This is a genomic window from Pseudomonas sp. 18173, assembly GCF_050432945.1.
Classification (GTDB): domain Bacteria; phylum Pseudomonadota; class Gammaproteobacteria; order Pseudomonadales; family Pseudomonadaceae; genus Aquipseudomonas.
The window spans coordinates 67,682-87,657 of sequence record NZ_JBKFTN010000023.1; the positions used below are offsets into that span (position 1 = coordinate 67,682).

Sequence of the window (19,976 nt, forward strand, 5' to 3'; positions counted from 1 at the left end):
CGATCATGTCTCGTTCCGAAACGCTGTTTGCCAATGCCCAGAAACACATTCCCGGTGGCGTGAACTCGCCGGTTCGCGCGTTCAAGAGCGTCGGCGGCACGCCGTTGTTCTTCAAGCACGCCGAAGGCGCCTACGTCACTGACGAAGACGACAAGCGCTATGTCGATTACGTCGGCTCCTGGGGCCCGATGATCCTCGGCCACAGCCACCCGGACGTGCTGGACGCCGTGCGCAAACAGCTTGAGCACGGACTGTCCTACGGCGCCCCGACCGAGATGGAAACGCAGATGGCCGACCTGGTCTGCTCGCTCGTGCCGTCGATGGAGATGGTGCGCATGGTCAGCTCCGGCACCGAAGCCACCATGAGCGCCATCCGCCTGGCCCGTGGCTTCACCGGCCGCGACAGCATCATCAAGTTCGAAGGTTGCTACCACGGTCACTCCGACAGCCTGCTGGTCAAAGCCGGCTCCGGCGCACTGACCCAAGGCGTACCGAGTTCGGCCGGCGTACCGGCAGCGTTCGCCAAACACACCCTGACCCTGCCGTTCAACGACATCGATGCCGTTGAGAGCATGCTGGCCGACGTTGGCCAGGACGTGGCCTGCATCATCGTCGAGCCGGTGGCCGGCAACATGAACTGCGTGCCGCCTGCTCCGGGCTTCCTCGAAGGCCTGCGGACCCTGTGCGACAAGCACGGCGTAGTGCTGATTTTCGATGAAGTGATGACCGGTTTCCGTGTCGCCCTCGGCGGTGCCCAGGCGTACTACGGCGTGACCCCGGACCTGACCACCTTCGGCAAGATCATCGGTGGCGGCATGCCGGTCGGCTGCTTCGGCGGCAAGCGTGAAATCATGTCGCGCATCGCCCCGCTGGGCCCGGTGTACCAGGCCGGCACACTGTCCGGTAACCCGCTGGCGATGGCCGCCGGCCTGACCACCCTGCGCCTGATCAGCCGCCCGGGCTTCCACGCCGAGCTGACCGACTACACCACTCGCCTGCTCGACGGCCTGCAACAGCGCGCCGATGCGGCCGGCATTCCGTTCGTGACCACCCAGGCCGGCGGCATGTTCGGCCTGTACTTCAGCGGTGCCGACGACATCGTCACCTTCGATGACGTGATGGCCAGCGACGCAGCCCTGTTCGGCCGCTTCTTCCACCTGATGCTGGAAGGTGGCGTGTACCTGGCACCGAGTGCCTTCGAAGCCGGTTTCACTTCGATCGCTCACGGCGAAGCCGAGCTGAAACTGACCCTGGACGCCGCCGAGCGTGCCTTCGCTGCCTTGAAATAACGCTGTAGCGCTGACGTTGGCCATGGCCAGCGTCAGCTTTCACCTACATGCCCGCGTTTTTTCCTACTCATCTGCCGATAATCCCCCGCAAAGTGGGCGATATATTTCCCGTGCAGCAGAAAAACGAGTAAAGACTTTGTAAGGTTGGCCCTGCTTATTTCATAATGCGCGCTTATTGGATCCCCTCGATGGGTCCGCGCGCCCTTCAGAGGTAAGTCGATTCCCATGAACCGCACCGGCCGCACCCTTGCACTGGGCTGCCTGTTGCTTCTTCAGCCCCTGCTCGCGCAAGCACAAGCAGGCGGCAACTCGTTGTTAATCCCAGCGATGGGTCGCTGCACCCTCAATACCCAGCCGCAAGATTTTGAACAGGCGCTCGCCGCCTGCCAGAAAGCGTCGGATGAAGGGGATGCGCAAGCGCAGTACGAGTTGGGTGAGTTCTACTACGAAGGCAAAAACGCGCCGCGCGACCTCAATAAAGCCCTGAGCTATTTCGAAAAAGCTTCGCTGCAAGGCCACGCCCAGGCGCAATTCAAGCTCGGCACCATGTTCTTCCACGGCGAAGGCGTGCCGGCCAATAACGTTCAGGCGTACATCCTGCTGAAGATGGCGGCGGTCAATGGCGCCGAAGATGCACTGGACACCGCCGACGAAGTCACCGAAAAAATGCCCCGCGAAGAGCTGGAGGTGGCGACCCAGGTGCTCGGGCAAATTTTCCGTAAATACCTGATGGAATTGCAGAGCGCCGATGGGCGTACGCCTTTTTCGCCGCTGCCCTGACAGCGACTCGCCCCCCTCGCCACAGAGCCTTACTTCTCAGGCATCGGCATCGGGAACGGCATGACATTGCCGACCGCGCCACGGGCTTCGCTGATTTTCGGTGTCCCCAGTCGCTCGACTTCGTCGATACGCACGATCGAATGCATCGGCACAAAACTGCGCACCACGCCTTCGAACTGAGCCTTGAGCTTTTCTTCGCTCGGATCGACGACCACTTGCGTGCGCTCGCCAAAGACGAACTCTTCCACTTCCAGAAAGCCCCACAGATCACTTTGATAGATCTGCTTGGCGTACATTTCGAACACCTGGCCCTGGTTGAGGAAAATCACCTTGTAGATTGGAGCTTCACGTTTGGTCATGGTGGGCGGGTAACACATCGGGGTAAAAATGAGGGCGCAAACTATAGCACAGCCGTCGGACGCGCAACGGTAGGAACCACAGGACATGTCCCCTATAATGCGCGGTTCTTTGAATCAGGTGATGACTCTTTCCATGGCCAAGAAGCTTTACATCGAAACCCACGGTTGCCAGATGAACGAGTACGACAGCTCGCGCATGGTCGATCTGCTGGGCGAACATCAGGCCCTGGAAGTCACCGCCCGCGCCGAAGACGCCGACGTGATCCTGCTCAACACCTGCTCGATCCGCGAACGTGCCCAGGACCGGGTCTATTCCCAGCTCGGTCGCTGGCGCGAACTGAAGCTGGCCAACCCGGACATGGTGATCGCCGTCGGCGGTTGCGTGGCCAGCCAGGAAGGCGCGGCCATCCGCGATCGCGCACCCTACGTCGACGTGGTCTTCGGCCCGCAGACCCTGCACCGCCTGCCGGAAATGATCGACGCCGCGCGCATCAGCAAGCTGCCGCAGGTCGACGTCTCGTTCCCGGAAATCGAAAAATTCGACCATTTGCCCGAGCCGCGCATCGACGGCCCGAGCGCTTACGTGTCGGTGATGGAAGGCTGCAGCAAGTACTGCACGTTCTGCGTGGTGCCCTACACCCGCGGCGAAGAGGTCAGCCGGCCGTTCGACGACGTGATTGCCGAGATCATTCACCTGGCCGAAAACGGCGTGCGTGAAGTGACGTTGCTGGGGCAGAACGTCAACGGCTATCGCGGCACCACTCACGACGGGCGCCTGGCGGATCTGGCCGAGCTGATCCGCGTGGTCGCCGCGGTCGATGGCATCGACCGCATCCGTTACACCACGTCGCATCCGCTGGAGTTCTCCGACAGCCTGATCCAGGCCCACGCCGACGTGCCGGAACTGGTCAAACACCTGCACCTGCCGGTGCAGTCGGGCTCGGACCGCATCCTCGCCGCGATGAAGCGCAACCACACCGCGCTGGAATACAAATCCAAATTGCGCAAGCTGCGCGCCGCCGTGCCGGGAATCTGCATCAGCTCGGACTTCATCGTCGGCTTCCCGGGCGAAACCGAGAAAGACTTCGAGCAAACCATGAAGCTGATTGCCGACGTCGGTTTCGACTTTTCCTATTCGTTCGTCTACAGCCAGCGCCCCGGCACCCCGGCCGCCGACCTGGCCGATGACACGCCGGAAGAGCTGAAAAAAGAACGTCTGAATGCCCTGCAGCATCGCTTGAACCAGCAAGGTTTCGAGATCAGCCGACAAATGGTCGGTTCGATCCAGCGGATCCTGGTGACCGATTACTCGAAAAAGGACCCTGGCGAGCTGCAAGGCCGGACCGAGAATAACCGTATCGTCAACTTCCGCTGCGACAATCCAACCCTGATCGGCCAGTTCGCAGATGTGCACATCGATGCCGCGCAGCCGCATTCGCTGCGCGGCTCGCTGATCCAGTAACACATTTCGGAAACACTGAGGACCTGTGGGAGCTGGCTTGCCAGCGATGAGGCCATCAACCCCGACAAATAGTCGTCTGTTGCACCGCTATCGCTGGCAAGCCAGCTCCCAGAGTGGACTGCATTGTTCTCGAGAATGGGCTTATCCATTTAAGAGCTTTCGCACCCAGCCCACTGGCGTTATCCTTGATTTCATCTCAATTGCCCCAGGGCGGCTAAATACGACCTTGAACGCACCCATAGAACCACATCGTTTCATCCTCGAGCCTTTTGAAGCTCGCCGCTTCGCCAATCTGTGCGGGCAATTCGACGAGCATTTGCGCTTGATCGAACAGCGCCTGACCATCGAGATCCGCAATCGCGGAAACCAGTTCGAACTGATCGGCGAACCCAAACACACCACCTCCGCGGAAAACCTCCTGCGCCGCCTGTACCGGGAAACCAAGGGTACGGAGCTGTCGCCGGACATGGTGCACCTGTTCCTGCAGGAATCGGCCGTCGAACAGCTGGACAACCACTCCCCCGCCGAAGCGTCCGTGGCCCTGCGCACCAAGAAAGGCATGATTCGCCCTCGCGGCTTGAATCAGCTGCGCTACGTGAAGGAAATCCTCGGTAACGACATCAACTTCGGCATCGGCCCGGCCGGTACCGGCAAGACCTATCTGGCCGTTGCCTGCGCGGTCGACGCACTGGAGCGCGAGCAGATCCGCCGCATCCTGCTGGTTCGCCCGGCGGTCGAAGCAGGTGAAAAACTCGGCTTCCTGCCCGGCGACCTGTCGCAAAAAATCGACCCGTACCTGCGCCCGCTCTACGACGCACTCTACGAAATGCTCGGCTTCGAATACGTCGCCAAGCTGATCGAGCGCCAGGTGATCGAAGTCGCACCGCTGGCCTATATGCGCGGCCGTACGCTGAACAACAGCTTCATCATTCTCGATGAAAGCCAGAACACCACGGTCGAGCAAATGAAGATGTTCCTGACCCGGATCGGCTTCGGCTCCACGGCCGTCATCACCGGCGACATCACCCAGGTCGACCTGCCCCGTGGCACCAAGTCCGGCTTGCACCACGTGATCGAGGTGCTCAAGGACGTGCCGGGAATCAGCTTCACCCATTTCCAGCCCAAGGACGTCGTGCGCCATCCACTGGTGCAACGGATTGTCGAAGCCTACGAGCGCTTCGAAACCAAAGCGGCCGATGATGCCGCCGCCAAGGATAGCCGCCGCGATGCTTGAGCTTGACCTGCAAATCGCCACCGAAGCCACCGCCCCCAGCGAAGCCGAATTCCGCCAGTGGTGCGAACTGGCTTTGCGCCAGCGCACCGCCGACTCGGAGATGACCATTCGTCTGGTCGACGAAGCCGAAGGACGCGAGCTGAATCACACCTGGCGGCAAAAGGATTACGCAACTAACGTCTTGTCATTCCCGGCCGATGTGCCGGATGAGTTCCTCGACATCCCGCTGTTGGGCGACCTGGTGATCTGCGTCGCCGTGGTCGAGCGCGAGGCCGCTGAACAAGGCAAGGAACTCAAGGCCCATTGGGCACACCTGGTGATTCACGGCTGCTTGCATCTGCTTGGCTACGACCATATTGATGACGACGAAGCCGAAGAAATGGAAGCACTGGAACGAACGTTGCTTGCAGAACTGGGCTTTCCCGATCCGTACGCGGACGACGAAACCGATTTATCCCCCACCAAAACAACAAAGGATTCAGAGTAATCGCTATGAGCGAAGATCGATCGAGCAACGGGCAGAAGTCATGGCTGGGTAAGCTCACCCAGGCTTTTGCCCACGAGCCGAAGAACCGCCAGGAGCTGCTGGAGCTGCTGCGCGATGCACATCAGAACAAACTGCTGGACAGCGAAGCGCTGGCCATTGTCGAAGGCGCCATCCAGGTGGCTGACCTGCAGGTCCGGGACATCATGGTCCCGCGCTCGCAAATGGTCAGCATCAAGGCGCACCAGACACCCCGCGAGTTTCTGCCTGCGGTGGTCGACTCGGCCCACTCCCGCTACCCGGTCATCGGCGAAAGCCACGATGACGTGATGGGCGTGTTGCTGGCCAAGGATTTGCTGCCGCTGATCCTCAAGGAGAACGGCGACAGCTTCAATATCAAGGACCTGCTGCGTCCGGCCACCTTCGTACCGGAATCCAAGCGCCTCAACGTGCTGCTGCGCGAGTTTCGCGCCAACCACAACCACATGGCCATCGTCATCGACGAGTACGGCGGCGTGGCGGGCCTGGTCACCATCGAAGACGTACTGGAACAAATCGTCGGCGACATCGAAGACGAACACGATGTCGAGGAAGACAGCTACATCAAGCCGCTGCCCAGCGGTGATTTCCTGATCAAGGCCCTGACGCCGATCGAGAACTTCAACGAGTTTTTCGACAGCACGTTCTCCGACGATGAATTCGACACCGTTGGCGGCCTGGTGATGAGCGCGTTCGGGCATCTGCCAAAACGTAACGAAATCACTGAAATCGGCCCGTACCGTTTCCGCATCCTGAACGCCGACAGCCGTCGGATTCACTTGCTTCGCCTGACGCCCATTGCTCGCTAAGGATTGAAATGCGCTGGACAACCCGCCCCGGCTGGCCCGGTAACCTGCTGGCCGTGGCGGCCGGTGCAATCACCACACTGGCCCTGGCGCCGTTCGATATCTGGCCACTGGCACTGCTCGCCGTCGGCCTGTTCTATGCCGGTCTGCGCGAACTGAGCCCACGTCAGGCATTGGGTCGCGGCTGGTGTTTCGGTTTCGGCCTGTTCGGTGCCGGCACCAGCTGGATCTATTACAGCATCCACCATTTCGGCGGTGCTTCGGTCCTGCTGGCCGGTTTCCTGATGCTGCTGTTCACGGCGGCGATTGCCTGGTTCTTTGCCCTGCCTGCCTGGATTTGGGCGCGCTGGCTGCGCCGCAATGAGGCGCCACTGGCCGACGCCCTGGCCTTCGCGGCGCTGTGGGTTGGCCAGGAAGCCTTCCGTGGCTGGTTCCTGACGGGCTTCCCGTGGCTGTATTCCGGCTACAGCCAGCTTGATGGCCCGCTGTCCGGGCTCGCCCCCATCGGTGGGATGTGGCTGATTTCCTTCACCCTGGCCCTGACAGCTGCGCTGATCTACAACGGCCTGCGTCTGGTCCGCACGGGACGCAAAGGCTTCATCGCCGCCGGCGTATTGCTGCTGGTCGGTCCGTGGCTGGTCGGCATGGCGCTCAAGCACCACGCCTGGACCAGCCCGTCAGGCCCGCCACTGAGCGTCGCCGCCATTCAGGGCAACATCGAACAAAGCATGAAGTGGGATCCGGCGCAGCTCAACGCGCAACTGGCGCTGTACCGCGACATGAGTTTCAGCTCCAAACGCGTCGATCTGCTCATCTGGCCGGAAACGGCAATCCCGGTGCTCAAGGAGTCCGCCGAGGGCTACCTGAACATGATGGGCAACTTCGCGGCCGAACGTAAATCGGCGTTCATTACCGGCGTCCCGGTCCGTATGGAAGTACGCCACGAAAAGCGCTTCTTCAATGGCATCACCGCTACCGGTGAAGGCGACGGCACCTACCTGAAGCAAAAACTGGTGCCGTTTGGTGAATACGTGCCCCTGGAGGACATGCTGCGCGGATTGATCGCCTTCTTCGACCTGCCAATGTCGGACTTCGCTCGCGGCCCGGCTGACCAGCCGCTGCTGCAAGCCAAGGGTTATCAGATCGCGCCGTTCATCTGCTATGAAGTGGTGTATCCGGAGTTCGCCGCCAGCCTTGCCGCCCGCAGCGACCTGCTGCTGACCATCAGCAACGACACCTGGTTCGGCACTTCCATCGGTCCGCTGCAACACCTGCAGATGGCACAGATGCGCGCCCTGGAAGCCGGCCGCTGGATGATCCGCGCCACCAACAACGGTGTGTCCGGCCTGATCAACCCGTACGGCCAGATTACCGATCAGATCCCGCAGTTCGAACGCGGCATCCTGTATGGCGAAGTGGTGCCGATGCACAACCTGACGCCGTACCTGCAATGGCGTTCGTGGCCGCTGATCATTGTCTGTGTGCTGTTGTTTGGCTGGGCACTGATCGCCAGCCGGATGGCCAAGACCGTCTGAAATCATCTGTGGCAAGGGACTTGCTCCCTTGCCACAGGGTTTGGCGCTCAGCGATAGAAGAGCGAATAACCGACCTGCCCCACCGCCTCGTTCATCAATTGCCCGTTCTGCCAGATCGCCTTGAACTCCGGCATCCAGCCACCCAGTGGCCGCGCGTTGTCGCCCCCCAGAAACCCTACCGGCGCCGGTACCACTTCAAACCCGGCCTTGCGGAAACTCCAGACCGCCCGTGGCATGTGCCAGGCCTGAGTCACGACCACCACACGCTTGATGCCCTGAGGCAGCAACACCTCGGCGCTGAACTGGGCATTCTCCCAGGTCGTGCGGCTTTGCCCTTCCTGCCAGCGTACTGTCACGCCGAAATCGTCACGCAAGGAGTCAGCCATCATTTGCGCCTCGCTGGGCGGCGTGCCGTAGTGCAAGCCGCCGCTGGTCAATACCGGCAGGCCGGAAGCCTTGGCCAGTCGCGCGGCAAAGCGCTGGCGTTCCAGACCAACGCCCGTGGGCTGGTCGGTGCCCCAGGCGATGTCACCGCGCTCGCGCCCCGAGCCGAGGACCACGATCGCATCCGCGCGCTGCCCCAGGCCTGCCCATTCATTGTGGGCCAGCGGTGGCTCCCGCTCGAGCAGGCCGGCACTCCACTGCACCACCACCGGCAGGCTCATCAGCCAGAAGCCCCCCAGGCCCAGTGCAAAGCACGCACTGGCAAGCCTCGGCCTTGAGCGGCGCAACCACCAGGCAAGCAGAAGCAGCAGCAATAGAATGCCGGGGGGCAAAAGGAGTTGTTTTACGAAATAACGAAAAGGCATCGAGCATCTCCCGGAGATGCCCGAAGCCTAAGTGGGTTGGCGCAATACGACAATCAATACGGAAGGACTATGCTTGAAAAAACCCTTCGGCACGGCTCTGTGTCCTATTTGAAGTGCAAAGACCGGACCTTTACCGCGTCTCTGCCGGGAACCTTGTCCTTGAGCCAGATGATCTTGGCCGAACGTGGTGCATCGAGTTGTTTTATCGCCTCTGACAAGCATCCGTGTGTCTCACGCTCACTGCGATCCAGATACGCTTTGACCAATGCAAACTCTGCGGGGCTCAGGCCGCGCAGTTCCAGTTCCAGAGGGTGTTCGTCGCGCAACCGGCCAGCGGTCCTTGCCGCCTCCAGGGCCAAGGCCAAACGATCGATCAGCCTTTCGTACAGCTCCGGTTTTGTAGCTTTTTGCTGTGACTCAACCATCCCTCACCTCATTGGAAGATAAGACCTACTCCCCAGTTAGAGCTTAGCTTCCATGAACAAACCGGCTGAACGCCGCGACCAACGGCCCTCACAGCGGTTTTCGCAGGACCTGCGGCAACAATCAGGGTTTCCCTCGGTAGAGCACGGTCATGTATGCTACGACGCTTCCTGTAACTCCACTTCCAGCTCGGCTGGGCATCGAAAACGCCAATTTGGCGTGATCACCGTCCAGCATTGCATTGAAGAGGATTAGGCCACCCCTATTCAGTTCAAAAGTAGCCATGCACGAACAATATCAGCCCCGTGAAATCGAAGCCGCCGCCCAGTCGTTCTGGGACGAGCAAAAGTCCTTTGAAGTCAGTGAACAGCCAGGCAAGGAGACTTACTACTGCCTGTCGATGTTCCCTTACCCCAGCGGCAAGCTACACATGGGGCACGTGCGCAACTACACCATCGGCGACGTGATCTCCCGCTACCAGCGCATGCAAGGCAAGAACGTTCTGCAACCTATGGGTTGGGACGCCTTCGGCATGCCGGCGGAAAACGCCGCGATGAAGAACAACGTAGCACCCGCCAAGTGGACCTACGAAAACATCGCCTACATGAAGTCCCAGCTGCGCAGCCTGGGCCTGGCGGTGGACTGGTCGCGCGAAGTGACCACCTGCAAGCCGGACTACTACCGCTGGGAACAATGGCTGTTCACCCGCCTGTTCGAAAAAGGCGTGATCTACAAGAAAAGCGGCACCGTGAACTGGGACCCGGTCGACCAGACCGTCCTGGCCAACGAGCAAGTGATCGACGGTCGCGGCTGGCGTTCCGGCGCGCTGATCGAAAAACGCGAAATCCCGATGTACTACTTCAAGATCACCGCCTACGCGGATGAGCTGCTGGAGAGTCTCGACGAACTGACCGGCTGGCCTGAACAGGTCAAGACCATGCAGCGCAACTGGATCGGCAAGTCCCGCGGCATGGAAGTGCAGTTCCCGTACAACGTCGATTCCATTGGCGAAACCGGCACCCTGAAAGTCTTCACCACCCGTCCGGACACTTTGATGGGTGCGACTTATGTCGCCGTGGCAGCCGAACACCACCTGGCGACCTTGGCCGCCCGCAACAATCCTGAGCTGCAAGCGTTCATCGCTGAATGCAAGGGCGGCAGCGTGGCCGAAGCCGACGTCGCCACCCAGGAGAAAAAAGGCCTGCCGACCGGCCTGTTCGTCGAACACCCGCTGACCGGCGAAAAACTGCCGGTATGGGTCGCCAACTATGTGCTGATGCACTACGGCGATGGCGCGGTAATGGCCGTTCCTGCCCACGACGAGCGCGATTTCGAATTCGCCCACAAGTACAGCCTGCCGGTCAAATCGGTAGTGCGCACCAGCTCCGGCGATAGCAATCCGACACCATGGCAAGACGCCTACGGCGAGCACGGCACGCTGATCAACTCGGGCGAGTTCGATGGCCTCGATTTCGCGGGCGCCTTCGACGCCATCGAAGTCGCGCTGATCAAGAAACAACTCGGCGCCTCGCGCACCCAGTTCCGCCTGCGCGACTGGGGCATCAGCCGCCAGCGCTACTGGGGCTGCCCGATCCCGATCATCCACTGCGGCACTTGCGGTGACGTACCGGTGCCGGAAGATCAACTGCCTGTCGTGCTGCCGGAAGACGTCGTACCCGACGGCGCCGGCTCGCCACTGGCGCGCATGCCCGAGTTCTACGAGTGCAACTGCCCTAAATGCGGCGCACCGGCCAAGCGTGAAACCGACACCATGGACACCTTCGTCGAGTCCTCGTGGTATTACGCCCGCTACGCCTCGCCGCACTACCAAGGTGGCCTGGTCGAAAAATCCGCGGCCGATCACTGGCTGCCGGTGGATCAATACATCGGCGGTATCGAACACGCGATCCTGCACCTGCTCTATGCGCGCTTCTTCCACAAGCTGATGCGTGACGAAGGCCTGGTGAGCTCCAACGAGCCGTTCAAGAACCTGCTGACCCAGGGCATGGTGATCGCCGAGACTTACTATCGTCGCGAAGCCAATGGTGCCTACACCTGGTTCAACCCGGCGGACGTTGAACTCGAACGCGACAGCAAGGCCAAGGTCATCAGCGCCAAGCTGATCGCGGACGGCTTGCCGGTGGAAATCGGCGGCACCGAGAAGATGGCCAAGTCGAAGAACAACGGCGTTGACCCACAGTCGATGATCGACCAGTTCGGCGCAGACACCTGCCGCCTGTTCATGATGTTCGCCTCACCTCCTGACATGAGCGCGGAATGGTCCGACTCGGGCGTCGAAGGTTCGCACCGCTTCCTCAAGCGCGTCTGGCGTCTGGCTCAAGCCCACGTCACCCAGGGCCTGCCGGGCAAACTCGACGTTGCCGGCCTGAGCGACGAGCAGAAAGCCATTCGCCGCTCGATCCACCAGGCTATCAAGCAGGCCAGTCATGACGTCGGCCAGAACCACAAATTCAACACCGCCATCGCCCAGGTGATGACGCTGATGAACGTGCTGGAAAAAGCCGCGCAAGCCACAGAACAGGATCGCGCACTGGTCCAGGAAGGCCTGGAAACCGTGACGCTGCTGCTGGCCCCTATCACCCCGCACATCTGCCACGAGCTGTGGCATCGCCTGGGTCACGCCGACCCGGTGATCGACGCCGGTTGGCCGGTGCTGGACGAAAGCGCGCTGGTACAGGACAGCCTGCAACTGGTGATTCAGGTCAACGGCAAGCTGCGTGGCCACATCGAAATGCCGGCCAGTGCCAGCCGCGAAGAAGTCGAAGCGGCCGCTCGTGCCAACGAGAACGTCCTGCGCTTCGTCGACGGTCTGACCATTCGTAAAGTGATCGTAGTGCCCGGGAAACTGGTCAATATCGTCGCCAGCTAATTGGATCAGGCGCCAGGTGAGCCTGGCGCCGAGTAAAACCTTTCGGGCCGCTTGATCGGCCCACATGGTTTCAAGGGGAGCAACAAGATGATCAAACGCAATCTGCTGGTGATGGGCCTCGCGGTTCTGCTGAGCGCCTGTGGTTTCCAGCTGCGTGGAACCGGCACCGACGAACTGGCGATCAAGGAACTCGACCTGAGCGCCCGTAACGCCTATGGCGATACCGTGACTCAGTTGCGCAAGGCGCTCGAGGGCAGTGGCGTCAAGGTCTACAACGGTGCACCGTACAAACTGGTGCTGACCAATGAACAGGATACCCAGCGCATCCTCAGCTACGCAGGTGCCGGTCGTGCAGGCGAGTACCAGCTGACCAGCGTACTGAACTACGACATCCGTGGTCGCGGTGACCTGCCACTGATGAGCGACAAGCTTGAAGTGCAGAAAATCTACATGCACGACGGCAACAACCTGGTGGGTTCCGACCAGGAAGCCGCAACGGCCCGGGCCGAAGGCCGCCGGGAAATGGTCCAGCGCATGATGCTGCGCCTGCAACAACTGACCCCGAGCCAACTGGATCAGTTGCAGCAGACTGCCGAAGCCCGGGCCAAGGCTGAAGCCGCAGCACTGGAAGCGGCAAAGAAGGCTGAAGCGGACACCCCGCGCCAGTCGCCAATCGAACTGCCGCAGCAGTAAGACTTACGGGGCGCTCAGGCGCCCCGTTCGCCCTCTCTTATGAAGCTCGCCCCCGCCCAACTCGCCAAACACCTGCAAGGCGCCCTTGCGCCGGTCTATATCATCAGCGGCGATGACCCGTTGTTGTGCCAGGAGGCAGCCGACGCTATTCGCGCTAGCGCCCGCCAGCAGGGATTCGATGAACGCCAGGTGTTTGCCGCCGACGCCAGTTTCGACTGGGGCACTTTGCTACAAGCCGGTGCCAGCATGTCGCTGTTCGCCGAAAAGCGCCTGCTGGAACTGCGCCTGCCTTCCGGCAAACCCGGCGACAAAGGTGCTGCCGCGCTGATCGAGTACTGCTCGCGCCCGGCCGACGACACTGTGCTGCTGATCAGCTTGCCGAAACTCGATGGCAGCGCGCAGAAAACCAAGTGGGGCAAGGCACTGGTCGAAGGACAGCAGACCCAGTTCGTGCAGATCTGGCCGGTCGATGTCGCCCAGTTGCCAGGCTGGATCCGCCAGCGTTTATCCCAGGCCGGGCTTTCCGCCAGCCAGGACGCCGTTGAGTTGATCGCAGCAAGGGTCGAGGGCAACTTGCTGGCTGCCGCCCAGGAAATCGAAAAGCTCAAGCTGATGGCCGAAGGCGGTCAGATTACCGTTGAAACCGTGCAGGCCGCGGTGGCCGATAGTGCGCGCTTCGACGTCTTTGGCCTGACCGATGCGATTCTCAATGGTGAAGCAGCCCACGCGCTACGCATGCTCGAAGGGTTGCGTGGTGAAGGTGTCGAGCCGCCGGTGATTCTCTGGGCCCTGGCCCGGGAGCTGCGCCTGCTGGCCAACATATCGCTGCAATACAGCCAGGGTACGCCGCTGGACAAGGCCTTCAGCCAGGCCAAGCCTCCGGTCTGGGACAAACGTAAGCCGTTGATGAGTAAAGCGCTGCAACGTTACTCGGCACAACGCTGGGCGCAACTGCTGCTGGAAGCGCAACGCATCGACGCGCAGATCAAGGGCCAGGCTGCGGGATCGCCGTGGATGAGCCTGAGTCGGTTGACGTTGTTGATGGCCGGGCAACGCTTGTCGTTACCGGCGGAGTGAAAAGTCCTACACAAAGTAGGGACTAGACAGCACCCTCACTTGAGCAGATGATTCGCCTCGCAAAATCCACTCATTTGCGAGAAATCATCATGAGCAAAAAGCCATCGAAGCATGGCCCCAACAAGGCCAAATCCATCATCGCCCAGCCATTGTTCCGCAGCCGCCAGGAACGCCCCGCCAAGGGCAAGGGCAGCTACCGCCGCGAAGCCTTCCAGTCTGACAGCTGGGAGGCTTCTTACTTTCTGGCAGCCTGAAAGGCAAGCATCCGCTCAACATGTTAAGGTCTGCACCTGATACGTTTTCCCTGGACTTGTGCATGCCCCTTTGTATTTCCCGTCGTTGGCACCTACGCCAATTGATTGCTGCCTCCAGCCTTGTTTTGCTAGTCGCCTGCGCGGAAAAACCAACCGCTGCCGACGCACAGCCGCTTCAGACACTCCCGGTCGCCACCGCCCCCGCAGTCATTGCGCCCGTGGTTCCGAGCGGCGAAAACCTCGATATCCAGCCAACCCAGACCTTCGCCGAATGGCAGGCGGGTTTCCGCAAGGATGCCCTGGCCGCCGGTATCCGCGCCGACCTGTTTGATCGCGCTTTTGCCAATGTCAGCTTCGACCCCAGCGTGATTCGTGCCGACCGCAGCCAGCCGGAGTTCGCAAAACCGGTGTGGGAATACCTCGACGGCGCCCTGTCGCCGCTGCGGGTACGCAAAGGCCAGTCACTGATCAACCAGTACGCCGACATCCTGCAAAGCATCGAGCAGCGTTACGGCGTTGATCGTCAGGCGTTGGTGGCCGTTTGGGGCATGGAAAGCAACTTTGGCCAGTTCCAGGGCAACAAGTCGGTGATCAACTCGCTGGCGACCCTGGCCTACGAAGGGCGTCGCCCCGGATTCGCCCACGCGCAATTGATTGCCGCGCTGCAGATTCTGCAACAAGGTGATATCGAACCCGAGAAGATGCTCGGTTCCTGGGCAGGCGCCATGGGCCAGACCCAGTTCATCCCGACCACCTACAACACCCATGCCGTGGACTTCGATGGCGACGGGCGCCGCGATATCTGGGGAAGCTCGGCCGATGCCCTGGCCTCGACTGCGCATTATCTGCAAAGCTCAGGCTGGCAAAAAGGCCAGCCATGGGGCTTCGAGGTGCAGCTGCCAGGCGGGTTCAACTACGTGCTGGCCGATGGCACGATTCGCAAGAGCGTCGCGGAATGGCGGCAACTGGGGATTACGCTGCCCAATGGTGGCCAGGTCCCGGCCGGCTCCGAGCAATTGTCCGCGGCCCTGTTGCTGCCGGCCGGTTACCGTGGCCCGGCGTTCCTGGTGCTCGACAACTTTCGGGCGATTCTCAAGTACAACAACTCGTCGTCCTACGCCTTGGGGGTGAGCCTGTTGTCCGAACGCTTCAATGGCGCGGGCCTGATCAGCGGCATGTGGCCCAAAGATGATTTGCCGCTGAGCCGCACCGAGCGGATCGAGCTGCAAAACCTGCTGAGTGCCCAGAATTACGACGCGGGCAATGCCGACGGGATTATCGGTGCCAATACCCGCAAGGCGATCCGCAGCGCGCAGCAGTCGTTTGGCTGGCCGGCGGACGGGTATCCGACGCACAAGTTGCTGGAAGGGTTGCGCAGCCGCTAAAAGCTTCGCGAGCAAGCCCGCTCCCACATTGTTTTTGTGTCGTTCACAGATCAAATGTGGGAGCGGGCTTGCTCGCGAAGGCGGACTGTCAGGCGATGAAGACCTACTGCCTGACCACTACATCCTGCTCCAACACCAACTCCTTGTTCCCCGCATCCAGCCGGACCAGCGCGCCCATGGGCAATGTCAGGTTCGGATCGCAATGCCCGCTACGCCATCCGGACAACACCGGTATCCGCAACGGCTCGAACGTCTGCTTGAGCAAGCGTTCCAGCGCAGGCACCTCCACCCCCGCCACATCCCCCACCAGCACCCCGCGCAACTTGCCCAGAGTGCCAGCCAGCCGCAGTTGGGTCAGCAATCGATCGATGCGATACAGCGGCTCGTTAATGTCCTCGATAAACAGGATGACACCCTCGGCATCAATCTCGTAAGGCGTGCCCATGGTCGCGGCAATCATCGACAGATTGCCCCCCAGCAAACGGCCGTGGGCGATGCCAGGTTCGATCGTCGTCAATGGATAGGCAACGGGATGCGCCAACACGCTGCCGGCCTTCACCTGCCCGCGCAGCATGTTGAAAAACGAAGGCTCGGTGGGCTTTTGCTTGTCGCCCAGCAGATCAGCGTTGAGCAGCGGGCCATGGAAGGTCACGAAGCCTGCATAACGACTGATGGCCAGATGCACTGCGGTGATGTCGCTGTAGCCGATGAACGGCTTGGCGTTATTGCGCAGCAGCTGGAAATCGATGCGATCAAGCAACCTTGGTGTTCCGTAACCACCGCGCAGGCAAATGATGGCATCGACTTCGTTGTCGGCGAACGCTGCGTGCAGGTCATTGAGCCGCACCTCGTCACTGCCGGCAAGATAGCCATCCTTCTCGTAGACGCCAGGAAAGATCTTCAGCGAATAACCGCGGGCGCGCATCCATTGCACGGCTTTATCGGTGTCCAGCGGCGCGGGACCGGCAGGCGCGATGACACCGATCGTTCCTTCCGCCGGCAAGGCAGGAACCGGTTTGTGGGGACAGAGGGTGTGGGTCGGTCGAGCGGTCATCCTTGAATCTCCGTTGGTGAAAACTTCAACACACAGTAGTCAGGAACGACGACAAACAGAAGTAGGTTCGTTGCCTCGCAAGTTGCAGGAAACGTCAACTGCTGCCGTAGGCAAGACAAAAAAACGCCCGCAAGACTGAACGCCATGCGGGCTGTCTTCATTGCTGGCAGTCGATCAGGACGACATCAGCTCGGCCTTGACCAGTTTCGCCTGTTCATCGGCATGGTACGAGGAACGTACCAGCGGACCGGAGGCAACGTTCTTGAAGCCCATCTTGTAGCCTTCCTCGGCGAACCAGGCGAAGGTGTCCGGGTGCACGAAGCGCTGCACCGGCAAGTGGCTGCGGGACGGTTGCAGGTATTGGCCCAGGGTCAGCATGTCGATATCGTGCTCGCGCATGCGCTTCATGACTTCGATGACTTCTTCGTCCGTTTCACCCAGACCCAGCATCAAGCCGGATTTGGTCGGGATGTGCGGCATCATCTGCTTGAAGCGTTGCAGCAGGGTCAGCGACCACTGGTAGTCCGAACCAGGACGTGCAGCCTTGTACAGGCGCGGCACCGTTTCCAGGTTGTGATTGAACACATCCGGCGGCTCGGCGGCAGTGATTTCCAGGGCAATGTCCATGCGACCACGGTAGTCCGGGACCAGGGTCTCGAGCTGGACGTTCGGCGACAGCTTGCGGATTTCACGGATGCAGTCGGCAAAGTGCTGTGCACCACCGTCGCGCAAGTCGTCGCGGTCCACCGAAGTGATCACCACGTACTTCAGGCGCAAGTCGGCGATGGCGATGGCCAGGCTTTCCGGCTCGTTGACGTCCAGTGGCTTCGGACGGCCGTGGCCGACGTCGCAGAACGGGCAACGACGGGTGCAGATGTCACCCATGATCATGAAGGTTGCGGTGCCGCCGGAGAAGCACTCGCCCAGGTTCGGGCAGGAAGCTTCTTCGCACACGCTGTGCAGCTTGTGTTTGCGCAGCAGGGCCTTGATGCGGTCGACTTCCGGCGAAACCGGGATGCGCACGCGAATCCAGTCCGGCTTCTTCGGCAGTTCGGTGGTCGGAATGATCTTCACCGGGATGCGTGCAACCTTTTCGGCGCCGCGCAGCTTGACGCCGGCTTCAACCTTGGGACGCGGGGTCGGGCGCTCGGTGACATCGAGCGTCGGGATCATGGTTTGCACTGCATCAGTAGTCATATCAGTCGATTCCGCCCGTCAGGGTCGTCTGCTCAGCATAGTCGAGGTGTTTGACGAGCTGCGCACGCAGCCGGGCACTTACCTCGGCAAATTCAATCGATCCTGCGTGATCGCTCAGCTGGGTCATCGCCAGCCCGGCGTAGCCGCAGGGATTAATCCGTCGAAACGGTTCCAGGTTCATGTCCACGTTCAAGGCCAGGCCATGAAAGGAACAGCCGTGGCGAATCCGCAGACCCAGCGAAGCGATTTTCGCCCCGTCGACGTAGACACCCGGTGCATCGGGCTTGGCCACGGCGGTCACACCGTAACTGGCCAGCAGCTCGATCAGGCATTGCTCCATCCGGCTGACCAGATCGCGCACACCAAAACCCAGCCTGCGCACATCCAGCAGCAGATAAGCCACCAGTTGGCCGGGGCCGTGGTAGGTCACCTGACCACCCCGGTCGACCTGCACCACCGGAATATCACCGGGAAGCAGCAGATGCTCGGCCTTGCCGGCCTGGCCCTGGGTGAACACCGCAGGGTGTTCCACCAGCCAGATCTCGTCGGCAACGTCGGTGCCGCGTTCGTTGGTGAAGCGTTGCATGGCATGCCAGACCGGCTCGTAAGCCATCTGGCCGAGCTCGCGAAAGCCCAGCGTGCCGGACATCACAGCACCATGTGCACGAAACCGGTCGCCCGCAGAAAGCTGTTGATGTTGTACAGCTGGTCCTGGTCGGTCGCGACGATGTGCAACTGAATGGTGGTGTACTTGCCGTTGCTGCTTTGACGCTCATCGACACGTTCATCGTTGATCGTCGCGTACTGCTTGACGATTTCGATGATCCTGTCTTTGTTGCCTGCGCCCGTATCGCAAATCACCTTAACCGGATAATCAGTCTGGGGAAATTCGATCTTTGGCGCCTTTACTTCGGTATCGGTCATGGCGTAACGGCCTCGTAAGCGTAAGCCGTGGCGACGGGCATGGCTGCGCGCCAGATCAGCGCGGAGCCATGCAGGTGCACACTAAATTCAGTTGAACAGGCTGTAGAAGAATAGACGGATGCTATCCCACATGCGGCGGAAGATACCACCTTCCTCGACGGCGTCCAGAGCGATCAGATCGGCGCTGTGCACCACCTTGTCGTCCAGTTTCACCTCGACCTTGCCGATCACGTCGCCCTTGGCGATTGGCGCGACCAGTTGCGGGTTCATGGTCATGCTGGCAGCGAGCTTTTTCAGCTGGCCTTTAGGCAGGGTCATGGTCAGGTCTTCAGCCAGGCCGGCCTTGACTTGATTGGTCGAACCCTTCCAGACAGGTGCCTGGGCCAGTTCGGCGCCCTTCTGATAGAAGGTCTGGGTTTCGAAGAAACGGAAACCGTAGGTCAAAAGCTTCTGGGTTTCGGCGGCACGGGCCACTTCGCTGTTGGTGCCGAACACCACGGCGATCAGGCGCATGCCATCACGTACGGCCGAAGACACCATGCAGTAGCCGGCTTCGTCGGTGTGGCCGGTTTTCAGACCGTCGACGGTCTTGTCGCGCCACAGCAGCAGATTGCGGTTCGGTTGCTTGATGCCGTTCCAGAAGAACTCTTTCTGCGAGTAGATCGCGTAGTGAGCCGGGTCTTCGTGGATGATCGCGCGGGCCAGGACTGCCATGTCGTGAGCCGACGAATAGTGCTCCGGGTTCGGCAGGCCGGTCGGGTTCATGAAGTGGGTGTTGGTCATGCCCAGGTCGGCGACGGTCTTGTTCATCAGGTCGGCGAACGCGTCTTCGCTGCCGGCGATGTGCTCGGAGAGCGCGACGCTGGCGTCGTTGCCCGACTGGATGATGATGCCGTGCAGCAGGTCGCTGACAGTGACCTGCGAGCCGACCTTGATGAACATCCGCGAGCCGCCGGTACGCCAGGCGTTTTCGCTGACGGTCACCGGATCGTTTTCGCCGATCTGGCCACGACGGATTTCCAGGGTCGCGATGTACGCGGTCATCAGCTTGGTCAGGCTGGCCGGTGGCAGACGCTGGTCACCGTTGTTCTCGACCAGCACGTTGCCGCTGCTGGCATCCATGAGCACATAGGCCTTGGCAGCCAATTGCGGTGGCGACGGCATCATCTCGACCGCGAATGCGGCAGGTGAGAGGAGCAGCGGGACTAGCAGGAACAGGCGTTTGGCAAAGGTGGTGATGTTCATCCGTCTCTCGAAATCGCTAATGGAAACTTGCCCGAAG

At 60.9% G+C, this 19,976-nt stretch carries 20 protein-coding genes; 12 read left to right on the forward strand and 8 right to left on the reverse strand.

Annotated elements, in window-relative coordinates; genetic code table 11:
- Window positions 1-5 precede the first annotated feature (5 nt).
- Together hemL and ACLD1X_RS23190 are read left to right on the forward strand one after the other, a co-directional pair.
- On the forward strand, window positions 6-1,289 hold the full coding sequence (gene hemL / locus ACLD1X_RS23185; RefSeq protein WP_429371629.1) for a glutamate-1-semialdehyde 2,1-aminomutase: 1,284 nt from the start codon (window positions 6-8) through the stop codon (window positions 1,287-1,289).
- Between the two features lie 225 nt (window positions 1,290-1,514).
- Window positions 1,515-2,069, forward strand: coding sequence for a tetratricopeptide repeat protein (locus ACLD1X_RS23190; RefSeq protein WP_429371631.1), 555 nt, complete (start codon window positions 1,515-1,517; stop codon window positions 2,067-2,069).
- Window positions 2,070-2,098: 29 nt separating this feature from the next.
- Here ACLD1X_RS23190 and ACLD1X_RS23195 read toward each other — a convergent pair whose 3' ends face one another.
- Window positions 2,099-2,428: a DUF1820 family protein gene (locus ACLD1X_RS23195; RefSeq protein ID WP_003185742.1), complete on the reverse strand. Its 330-nt coding sequence runs from the start codon at window positions 2,426-2,428 to the stop codon at window positions 2,099-2,101.
- Between the two features lie 133 nt (window positions 2,429-2,561).
- Here ACLD1X_RS23195 and miaB point away from each other — a divergent pair, with 133 nt between their 5' ends.
- The 5 genes from miaB (at window position 2,562) to lnt (ending at window position 7,988) form a co-directional block, all read left to right on the forward strand.
- Window positions 2,562-3,890, forward strand: coding sequence for a tRNA (N6-isopentenyl adenosine(37)-C2)-methylthiotransferase MiaB (gene miaB / locus ACLD1X_RS23200; protein ID WP_429371634.1), 1,329 nt, complete (start codon window positions 2,562-2,564; stop codon window positions 3,888-3,890).
- Between the two features lie 226 nt (window positions 3,891-4,116).
- Window positions 4,117-5,124: a PhoH family protein gene (locus tag ACLD1X_RS23205; RefSeq protein ID WP_110659872.1), complete on the forward strand. Its 1,008-nt coding sequence runs from the start codon at window positions 4,117-4,119 to the stop codon at window positions 5,122-5,124.
- The gene (gene ybeY, locus ACLD1X_RS23210) at window positions 5,117-5,611 is read left to right on the forward strand and encodes an rRNA maturation RNase YbeY (RefSeq protein ID WP_429371636.1); all 495 of its coding nucleotides are present in this window, start codon (window positions 5,117-5,119) and stop codon (window positions 5,609-5,611) included. The genes ACLD1X_RS23205 and ybeY overlap by 8 nt, the downstream gene beginning before the upstream one ends.
- 5 nt (window positions 5,612-5,616) lie before the next feature.
- Window positions 5,617-6,456 (forward strand): HlyC/CorC family transporter, encoded by an 840-nt coding sequence (locus tag ACLD1X_RS23215; protein ID WP_429371638.1) that lies wholly within the window; start codon window positions 5,617-5,619, stop codon window positions 6,454-6,456.
- An 8-nt stretch (window positions 6,457-6,464) separates the two neighbouring features.
- Window positions 6,465-7,988: an apolipoprotein N-acyltransferase gene (lnt, locus tag ACLD1X_RS23220; RefSeq protein WP_429371640.1), complete on the forward strand. Its 1,524-nt coding sequence runs from the start codon at window positions 6,465-6,467 to the stop codon at window positions 7,986-7,988.
- A 47-nt stretch (window positions 7,989-8,035) separates the two neighbouring features.
- Here the strand turns inward: lnt and ACLD1X_RS23225 are convergent, their stop codons facing one another.
- Together ACLD1X_RS23225 and ACLD1X_RS23230 are read right to left on the reverse strand one after the other, a co-directional pair.
- Window positions 8,036-8,797, reverse strand: a complete 762-nt coding sequence (locus ACLD1X_RS23225) for a YdcF family protein (RefSeq protein WP_429371642.1) — start codon at window positions 8,795-8,797, stop codon at window positions 8,036-8,038.
- Window positions 8,798-8,901: 104 nt separating this feature from the next.
- Complete coding sequence (locus ACLD1X_RS23230; RefSeq protein WP_429371644.1) at window positions 8,902-9,222, reverse strand: hypothetical protein; 321 nt, start codon at window positions 9,220-9,222, stop codon at window positions 8,902-8,904.
- A 281-nt stretch (window positions 9,223-9,503) separates the two neighbouring features.
- Here ACLD1X_RS23230 and leuS point away from each other — a divergent pair, with 281 nt between their 5' ends.
- From leuS to ACLD1X_RS23255, 5 genes are all read left to right on the forward strand, one after another.
- Window positions 9,504-12,110 carry a leucine--tRNA ligase gene (gene leuS / locus ACLD1X_RS23235; RefSeq protein ID WP_429371646.1) on the forward strand — a complete coding sequence of 869 codons (2,607 nt, stop codon included), beginning with the start codon at window positions 9,504-9,506 and terminating at the stop codon, window positions 12,108-12,110.
- 87 nt (window positions 12,111-12,197) lie between these two features.
- Window positions 12,198-12,803 carry an LPS assembly lipoprotein LptE gene (gene lptE, locus ACLD1X_RS23240; protein ID WP_429371648.1) on the forward strand — a complete coding sequence of 202 codons (606 nt, stop codon included), beginning with the start codon at window positions 12,198-12,200 and terminating at the stop codon, window positions 12,801-12,803.
- Between the two features lie 39 nt (window positions 12,804-12,842).
- Complete coding sequence (holA, locus tag ACLD1X_RS23245) at window positions 12,843-13,880, forward strand: DNA polymerase III subunit delta (protein ID WP_429371650.1); 1,038 nt, start codon at window positions 12,843-12,845, stop codon at window positions 13,878-13,880.
- A gap of 89 nt (window positions 13,881-13,969) precedes the next feature.
- Complete coding sequence (arfA, locus tag ACLD1X_RS23250) at window positions 13,970-14,134, forward strand: alternative ribosome rescue factor ArfA (RefSeq protein WP_007990624.1); 165 nt, start codon at window positions 13,970-13,972, stop codon at window positions 14,132-14,134.
- Window positions 14,135-14,196: 62 nt separating this feature from the next.
- Window positions 14,197-15,519: a lytic murein transglycosylase gene (locus ACLD1X_RS23255; RefSeq protein WP_429371653.1), complete on the forward strand. Its 1,323-nt coding sequence runs from the start codon at window positions 14,197-14,199 to the stop codon at window positions 15,517-15,519.
- 103 nt (window positions 15,520-15,622) lie between these two features.
- Here the strand turns inward: ACLD1X_RS23255 and ACLD1X_RS23260 are convergent, their stop codons facing one another.
- The 5 genes from ACLD1X_RS23260 to ACLD1X_RS23280 all read right to left on the reverse strand — a co-directional run bounded on the left by ACLD1X_RS23260 (window position 15,623) and on the right by ACLD1X_RS23280 (window position 19,939).
- Window positions 15,623-16,573, reverse strand: coding sequence for a S66 peptidase family protein (locus ACLD1X_RS23260; RefSeq protein ID WP_429371655.1), 951 nt, complete (start codon window positions 16,571-16,573; stop codon window positions 15,623-15,625).
- Between the two features lie 174 nt (window positions 16,574-16,747).
- Window positions 16,748-17,746, reverse strand: coding sequence for a lipoyl synthase (gene lipA / locus ACLD1X_RS23265; RefSeq protein ID WP_429371686.1), 999 nt, complete (start codon window positions 17,744-17,746; stop codon window positions 16,748-16,750).
- Between the two features lie 25 nt (window positions 17,747-17,771).
- Complete coding sequence (gene lipB, locus ACLD1X_RS23270; protein ID WP_008022935.1) at window positions 17,772-18,419, reverse strand: lipoyl(octanoyl) transferase LipB; 648 nt, start codon at window positions 18,417-18,419, stop codon at window positions 17,772-17,774.
- Window positions 18,419-18,694: a DUF493 domain-containing protein gene (locus ACLD1X_RS23275; RefSeq protein WP_429371657.1), complete on the reverse strand. Its 276-nt coding sequence runs from the start codon at window positions 18,692-18,694 to the stop codon at window positions 18,419-18,421. Before ACLD1X_RS23275 ends, lipB begins: the two co-directional genes overlap by 1 nt.
- Window positions 18,695-18,781: 87 nt before the next feature.
- Entirely contained in the window at window positions 18,782-19,939 is a 1,158-nt protein-coding gene (locus ACLD1X_RS23280; protein WP_429371659.1) for a D-alanyl-D-alanine carboxypeptidase family protein, read from the reverse strand.
- Between the last annotated feature and the right edge of the window lie 37 nt (window positions 19,940-19,976).